The organism is Curtobacterium sp. MCBA15_013 (genome assembly GCF_001865095.1).
Lineage (GTDB): Bacteria > Actinomycetota > Actinomycetes > Actinomycetales > Microbacteriaceae > Curtobacterium.
The window spans coordinates 38,863-45,671 of the sequence record NZ_MJGQ01000005.1; the positions used below are offsets into that span (position 1 = coordinate 38,863).

Here is a 6,809-nt window from a genome sequence, read left to right on the forward strand (position 1 = left end):
GACGGACCGCCTACGCGTGCAGCGCGGTGTTGAGCTGGATGCCCTGCCCCTGGCGCTGCAGCGCCTCCACCGCGCCGGAGACCGAGTTGCGGCGGAACAGGATGTTGGGCGTCCCGGAGAGCTCGGCGGCCTTGACCGTCTTCGGGGTGCCGTCCGGGTTCGGGGCCGCGCCGACGAGGACGACCTTCGTGCCGGCCGTCACGTACAGCCCGGCCTCGACCACCGAGTCGTCGCCGAGCGAGATGCCGAGACCGGCGTTCGCACCGAGCAGCGCGCGCTCCCCGAGGGAGACGCGGTGGGTGCCGCCACCGGACAGCGTGCCCATGATGGAGGCACCGCCGCCGATGTCCGTGCCGTTCCCGACGACGACGCCCTGCGAGACACGGCCCTCGATCATCGCGTCGCCGAGGGTGCCGGCGTTGAAGTTCACGAAGCCCTCGTGCATCACCGTCGTGCCGGGAGCGAGGTGGGCGCCGAGCCGGACCCGGTTCGCGTCGGCGATGCGCACGCGGTCCGGCACGACGTAGTCGACCAGCCGGGGGAACTTGTCGATCGCGTGCACGGCGATCCCGGCGCGCTGCAGGCCGGGGCGGAGGCGGGTCAGGTCGTCGGGGTGCACCGGGCCCGCGTTCGTCCACGCGACGATCGGCAGGTGTGCGAAGACACCGTCGAGGTTGACCTCGTTCGGCGCCACGTGCAGGTGGCTGAGGAGGTGCAGGCGGAGGTACGCGTCCGGCGTGCTCGCGGGTGCGGCGTCGATCGTGACCTCGGTCGTGACCGCCTCGATCGTGACACCGCGGCGCGGGTCGTCGCCGACGTGTGCGCGCAGGTCGGCGGGGAACACGGCGTCGGCGGGCAGCGCGCCGACGAACGTCTCCGGGTACCAGGTGTCGAGCGTCGTGCCGTCGGCGGCGATCGTCGCGAGGCCGTGGCCCCAGGCGTGGGTCGGGCGGGCGGTGGCAGCGGTCGTGTCGGTCACCGGACCAGGGTACCCAGCGAGGGGAGGGGGCCACCCGTCCGTCCGGACGGCTCCGCCGGGCTGCAAGGGTCGGCCGGTAGGCTTCCCGCATGCCGGAGCCGCTCGACCTCACCGCCTCGTCCATCGACATCACCCGTGCCATCTGCGACATCGAGTCGGTGTCCGGTGACGAAGGACCGCTCGCCGACGCGATCGAGGCCGCCCTGACGCCGCTGCCCCACCTCGAGGTGATCCGCGACGGTGACGCGATCGTGGCACGGACGAACCTCGGTCGTCACCGCCGCGTCGTCATCGCGGGGCACATCGACACCGTGCCGCTCAACGGCAACCTGCCGACCGAGTTCCGGACGGCCGAGGACGGCACCGAGATCCTCTGGGGCCGGGGCACGGTGGACATGAAGGCCGGTTGCGCGGTCCAGCTCAAGCTCGCGTACGACCTCGCCGAGCCGAACGTCGACGTCACCTGGGTCTTCTACGACCACGAAGAGGTGAGCGACGCGCTGAACGGCCTCGGACGCCTGGCGCGGACGCGTCCCGAGCTCCTCGCGGGCGACTTCGCGATCCTCGGCGAGCCCTCCGGCGCGCAGATCGAGGGCGGGTGCAACGGCAACCTCCGGGCCGAGGTCCGCGCCTCCGGCAAGCGCTCGCACAGCGCCCGGAGCTGGATCGGCGACAACGCGATCCACAAGGCCGCGCCGATACTGGCCACGCTCGCCGCCTACGAGCCGCGCACGGTCACGGTCGACGGGCTCGACTACCGCGAGGGCCTCAACGCCGTCGGCATCACGGGCGGCATCGCCGGCAACGTCATCCCCGACGAGGTGATGGTGCACGTCAACTACCGCTTCGCCCCGTCGCGCAGCGCGGACGAGGCCGTCGCCCACATCCGCGAGCTCTTCGACGGCTACGACGTGCAGATCGTCGACCTCGCCGCCGGTGCCCGACCCGGACTCGACGCCCCGCTGGCGCAGGACTTCGTCGCCGCCGTCGGCGGTCCCGCGCCCCGCCCGAAGTACGGGTGGACCGACGTCGCACGCTTCTCGGCGCTCGGCGTCCCCGCGGTCAACTACGGGCCCGGCGAGCCGGTCTTCGCCCACCACGACGACGAGCAGGTCCCCGTCGACCAGATCACCGCGGTCGAGCACGGTCTGCGTCGGTGGCTGACGGCCTGACCACGGCCGGGTCCACCCGGCTGAGCCCTGCCCGCGCCCGGTGGCACGCCCGCTACCGGGTCGTGCCGTGGTGGGTGCGGATCACGGTCGTGTACGTGCTCGCGCGGATCGTCACGGGCACGATGCTCGCCGCGTTCGCGAGCGTGCAGGCGGCGAACTCCTTCACGGTGCAGCACCCCGGCCTGCTGTCGTTCTCGTCGATCTGGGACGGCGCCTGGTACCGGGTGATCGCCGCGTCCGGGTACCCCTCGACGCTGCCCATCGACGCCACGGGACACGTGACCGAGAACGCGTGGGCGTTCATGCCCGCCTGCCCCTTCCTGGTGCGGGGCCTGATGGCGCTGACGGGCGCGTCCTTCGAGTTCGTCGCCGTGTCCGTCTCGCTCCTGTTCGGCTGGGGAGCGGCGCTCGTGTTCCGGCGGCTGATGGGTCGGTTCCTCGACCCGGCGCGGGCGACCTTCGCGACCGTGCTGTTCTGCGTCGCACCCGTCTCGGCGATGTTCCAGGTCGCGTACGCCGAGTCGATGGGCCTGTTCCTGCTCCTCGTCGCGTTGCTGCTCATGGTGGACCGCCGCTGGTGGTCGATGCTCCCGGTCGTCCTGCTGCTCGGGATGACCCGGCCCACCGGGCTGGCCTTCGCGCTGCTGATCGTGCTGTTCCTCGCCGCGTGGTTCGTCCGCCCGTCGTGGGTCCGCGCGTCGTCGCCGCTCACCGTGCAGCGGTTCGTCCCACCCGCGGTGGTCGCGGTCGTGTCCGGGATCGTCGGGCTGGCGTGGCCGGCGATCGCCTGGGCGGTGACCGGGGTGCCCCGGGCGTACACGGACACCGAACTGGCGTGGCGGTCGTCGTACATCGGGTGGCGGGAGCTCGTCCCGTTCGCGCCGTGGGTGCAGGGCTTCGGGTGGTGGTTCGGGCAGCCGGCCGGCGCGATCCTGCTCGCCGTCGTGGTGGTCGGGTTCGCCGCGTTCGTGGCCCTGCCGGCCGCTCGGCGGATCGGGCTCGAGCTGCGGCTCTGGGGCGTCGCCTACCTGGTGTACCTGCTGGCCGTGTTCTTCCCGCAGTCGAGCACCTGGCGCATCCTGCTGCCGATCGCCCCGCTGCTCGGGATCGTCGCGCTGCCGCGGTCGCGGGTGTACCGGGTGGCGGTCGTGGTGGTCTGCATCGCGCTGCAGTGGGTGTGGATGTACTACTGCTGGTGGATCGACGGCTACGACTGGACCCCGCCGTGATCGACGTCGGCCTCGCGGTCCTCGGCGCCCCGCGCCACCGCCTCGGGGTCGGCTGACGCCGCCGCGTGGATCATCGCGTTCGCGGTCGCGATGAACGGCACCGCGAAGAACGCCCCGACGACGCCGGCGATGGTCGTGCCCGCGGTGACGCCGAGCACGACACCGAGCGGGTGCACGCGCACGGCCGAGCCGGTGAGGAACGGGTGCAGGACGTGGCTCTCGAGCTGCTGCACGGCGATCACGATGCCGAGCATGACCAGCGCGGGAACCCAGCCGTTGAACACGAGCGCGATGAGCACCGCGACGACGCCCGCGACGATCGCGCCGACCACCGGCACGAAGGCGCCGAAGAACACGATGACGCCGATCGGGATCGCGAGCGGCACCTGCAGCGCGAGGGCGCCGATCACGATGCCGAGCGCGTCCGTCACCGCGACGACGAGCTGGACGCGGATGAAGCTCGTCAGCGTCTTCCAGCCGGCGTGCCCGGCGACGTCGATGCGACCGCGCGCCCGGCGGGGGAAGAGCCGCACCACCCACGACCAGATGCGCGGGCCGTCGACGAGCACGAAGATCGTCGTGAACACCACGATGAAGAGGCCTTCGAGCAGGTGCACGAGCCCGCTCCCGGCCTCGGCCGCACCCGAGGCGATCGACGAAGCGTGGGTCTGCAGGAACTTCGTGCCGTCGGACAGCCACTTCGTGACCTGCGACGCCGTGATGCCGAACGGCTCGGTGGCCAGCAGGCTCTGCAGGGACTGCACGTTGTGGTCGAGACGGTGCTCGAGCGACGGCAGGTCGTACCGGATCTGCGCCGTGACGACCAGCGCGAGGACGCCGATGACGATCACGACGGCGAGGAAGCACGACAGCACCGCGAGCCACTTCGGCCAGCGGTGGCGCTGCAGGAACAGCGAGAACGGCGCGAGCAGGGCGCACACGATGAGGCCGATCAGGAACGGCACCACGATGTCCTGCAGCAGGACCACGAGCGCGACGACGACGGCGAGGGCGGCGACGACGACGAGCATCCGCCACGAGAACGCCCCCGCGACGCGCACGCCGACGGGGACGGCCTCGACGGCGGGGTCGAGCGGTTGACGGCGCTTGGAGCGGATGTACGGCACACGCCAAGGTGACCACTCGGAACCGCGAGAACGTCGCGATCCACGACCCCCAACCTGGGCGGTTTCGCAGTTCCCCCATCGATACGAGATAATGGGGGTGCATGTACTGCACGAAAGGGGACATCTGATGGCAGCCATGAAGCCGAGGACCGGTGACGGGCCGATGGAGGCTGTTAAGGAGGGTCGACTCATCATCGTGCGGGTTCCGCTCGAAGGTGGAGGCCGCCTGGTCGTCTCGGTCAACGATGCCGAGGCCAAGGAACTCCACGACGCACTCGCCGAGGTCGTCTCGGCCTAGTACGTCGACGCACCAGAACGGAGGGCCCGGAGCGCGTACGCTCCGGGCCCTTCGTCCGTCCGCCCGCCCTCCGTCCGTCCCGCCCGGCGCCGATGTCGGCGTGGCACGGCAGGATGGGCCCCGTGCCGAGGACCCACCTGCCGATCCGTCGCGTCGAGGAGTACTGCGACCCCGACCCGATGCCGCGCGACGTCTGGCCCGCCACACTCGCCCCCGTCCGGCAGCTCCTCGACGAGGGGCTCGACCTCGACCCCGTCACGGTGTTCGTCGGGGAGAACGGCGTCGGCAAGTCCACCATCGTCGAGGCCATCGCGCTGCAGTTCGGCATGGGGCCGGAGGGCGGCGGCACCGGATCGCAGCACTCGACCCGCGCCTCCGAGTCCGACCTGTGCGAACACATCGCCGTCCGTCGTGACTTCGGGGCGCCGCGCGGCGGGTTCTTCCTCCGGGCGGAGACCATGCACGGGTTCTTCACCTACCTCGAGGAACACCCGAACCTGTCCCGGCCTGAGCCGGTCTTCCACGAGCGCAGCCACGGCGAGTCATTCCTCGACTTCGTGATCGACCGTGCGCGGTGGCCCGGGTTGTGGATCCTCGACGAACCCGAGTCCGCGCTGTCGTTCTCCGGCTGCCTGGCGCTCATCGGCCTGCTGCAGTCGATCGTCGAGAGCGGCGTCGGGCAGGTGCTCATGTCGACGCACTCACCGGTGCTCGCAGCCTTCCCCGGCGCGACGATCCACGAGGTCGGCGAGTGGGGCCTGCGGCGCACGGAGTGGGCCGACCTCGACCTCGTCCGGCACCAGCGGTCGTTCCTCGAGTCCCCGGAGCGCTACCTGCGCCACCTCGGGCACGACGGCTCCGACCGAGACGACACCGACTAAGCGGACACCTTCGTCATCTGCAGCAGTCCGTCTCCGGCGGGGGAGAGCGCGCTGATGACCGCTCCCGACGTCGACACCTCGGTGAGCAGCAGCCGGAAGTCGGTCGTCGCCCGGTCTCGCTTCACCGGGTCGGCCACCCGGCCCCGCCAGAGCGCGTGCGGCACGAGGACGGTCCCGCCGAGCCGAGCGAGCCGCAGTCCGTGCTCCACGTACTCGATGACGTGCTCCGGGTCGGCGTCGACGAGGACGACGTCGTACGAGGCCTCGTTCATGCGCGGCAGCACCTGGTTCGCCCGACCCGGGATGAGCCGGATCCGGGCGGGGGCGGTGCCCGCGGCGATGTACGCGTCACGGGCGTACTGCTGGTGGTCGACCTCGATGTCGATCGTGGTGAGCGTGGCGGACGGTGCGCCGCCGAGCAGGTACAGCCCGGACACCCCCAGGCCGGTGCCGATCTCGATCATGCTCGTGGCGCGCGAGGCGGCCGCGACGACCCCGATCTGTGCGCCGATGGCGGGGGAGATCGCCTCGACCCCGAGTTCGAGGGAGTGCTCCCTGGCTCGGGCGATCACCTCGGACTCCGAGACGATGTCCTCGGCGAACTTCCAGTTCGACTCTTTCTCTGACACGCACACTCCGTTCGGGTGACAACTCTACGGGTGCTCCGGGGTGTGGACGGGTTACGCTCGTACCGTGTTCGACGGCTTCGAGAAGTTCCTGGTGATCGGGATCATCGGCGTCCTCCTGCTCGGTCCGCAGCGACTCCCGCAGTACGCCCAGAAGCTCGCCGAGTTCGTCAAGGCCGTCCGCCGCTTCGCCGACACCGCGAAGGACCGGATGCGCGACGAGATGGGTCCCGAGTTCGACGAGGTCGACTGGCAGAAGCTCGACCCGCGGCAGTACGACCCCCGCCGGATCATCCGTGATGCGCTGCTCGACTCCGGCAGCAGCGCCGCTGCGGTGCAGACCGCGCAGGTGACCGCGTCGAAGGTGCGCGCGACGGCACCCGTGGTGCCGCTCGCCGTCGGCGAGGCCGCACCGTTCGACGCCGAAGCGACCTGACGCGACGTCACGTGAGCCGATGACGGACTGGAGGCGCGGTGCCAGCTGGCACCGCGCCTCC

At 71.3% G+C, this 6,809-nt stretch carries 8 protein-coding genes; 5 read left to right on the forward strand and 3 right to left on the reverse strand.

Annotated features, from left to right (window positions below; translation table 11 throughout):
- Positions 1-10 precede the first annotated feature (10 nt).
- On the reverse strand, positions 11-979 hold the full coding sequence (dapD, locus tag BIV01_RS03885; protein WP_071294981.1) for a 2,3,4,5-tetrahydropyridine-2,6-dicarboxylate N-succinyltransferase: 969 nt from the start codon (positions 977-979) through the stop codon (positions 11-13).
- Between the two features lie 89 nt (positions 980-1,068).
- Here dapD and dapE point away from each other — a divergent pair, with 89 nt between their 5' ends.
- Both dapE and BIV01_RS03895 read left to right on the forward strand, forming a co-directional pair.
- On the forward strand, positions 1,069-2,151 hold the full coding sequence (gene dapE, locus BIV01_RS03890) for a succinyl-diaminopimelate desuccinylase (protein ID WP_071302011.1): 1,083 nt from the start codon (positions 1,069-1,071) through the stop codon (positions 2,149-2,151).
- On the forward strand, positions 2,136-3,380 hold the full coding sequence (locus tag BIV01_RS03895; protein WP_071302036.1) for a hypothetical protein: 1,245 nt from the start codon (positions 2,136-2,138) through the stop codon (positions 3,378-3,380). The genes dapE and BIV01_RS03895 overlap by 16 nt, the downstream gene beginning before the upstream one ends.
- On the opposite strand, the gene BIV01_RS03900 is transcribed toward BIV01_RS03895, so the two are convergent.
- Positions 3,359-4,507, reverse strand: a complete 1,149-nt coding sequence (locus tag BIV01_RS03900; protein ID WP_071302012.1) for an AI-2E family transporter — start codon at positions 4,505-4,507, stop codon at positions 3,359-3,361. The two genes, BIV01_RS03895 and BIV01_RS03900, sit on opposite strands and share 22 nt — an antisense overlap.
- 127 nt (positions 4,508-4,634) lie before the next feature.
- Between BIV01_RS03900 and BIV01_RS03905 the strand changes: the two genes are divergently transcribed.
- Together BIV01_RS03905 and BIV01_RS03910 are read left to right on the forward strand one after the other, a co-directional pair.
- Positions 4,635-4,805: a DUF3117 domain-containing protein gene (locus BIV01_RS03905; protein WP_017887054.1), complete on the forward strand. Its 171-nt coding sequence runs from the start codon at positions 4,635-4,637 to the stop codon at positions 4,803-4,805.
- Between the two features lie 113 nt (positions 4,806-4,918).
- Positions 4,919-5,686 carry an AAA family ATPase gene (locus BIV01_RS03910; RefSeq protein WP_071302013.1) on the forward strand — a complete coding sequence of 256 codons (768 nt, stop codon included), beginning with the start codon at positions 4,919-4,921 and terminating at the stop codon, positions 5,684-5,686.
- Here BIV01_RS03910 and BIV01_RS03915 read toward each other — a convergent pair.
- A complete protein-coding gene (locus BIV01_RS03915) occupies positions 5,683-6,315 on the reverse strand; it encodes an O-methyltransferase (RefSeq protein WP_071294984.1) in 633 nt (210 codons plus the stop codon). The genes BIV01_RS03910 and BIV01_RS03915 overlap by 4 nt on opposite strands.
- A gap of 64 nt (positions 6,316-6,379) precedes the next feature.
- On the opposite strand from BIV01_RS03915, the gene BIV01_RS03920 reads away from it, so the two are divergent.
- The gene (locus BIV01_RS03920; protein WP_070416695.1) at positions 6,380-6,748 is read left to right on the forward strand and encodes a twin-arginine translocase TatA/TatE family subunit; all 369 of its coding nucleotides are present in this window, start codon (positions 6,380-6,382) and stop codon (positions 6,746-6,748) included.
- Positions 6,749-6,809: the final 61 nt, after the last annotated feature.

Excerpts from the sequence above, each read along its gene's own strand:
- dapE (WP_071302011.1), top strand. The coding sequence starts at position 1,069 with ATGCCGGAGCCGCTCGACCTCACCGCCTCGTCCATCGACATCACCCGT.
- BIV01_RS03905 (WP_017887054.1), top strand. The coding sequence starts at position 4,635 with ATGGCAGCCATGAAGCCGAGGACCGGTGACGGGCCGATGGAGGCTGTT.
- BIV01_RS03910 (WP_071302013.1), top strand. The coding sequence starts at position 4,919 with ATGGGCCCCGTGCCGAGGACCCACCTGCCGATCCGTCGCGTCGAGGAG.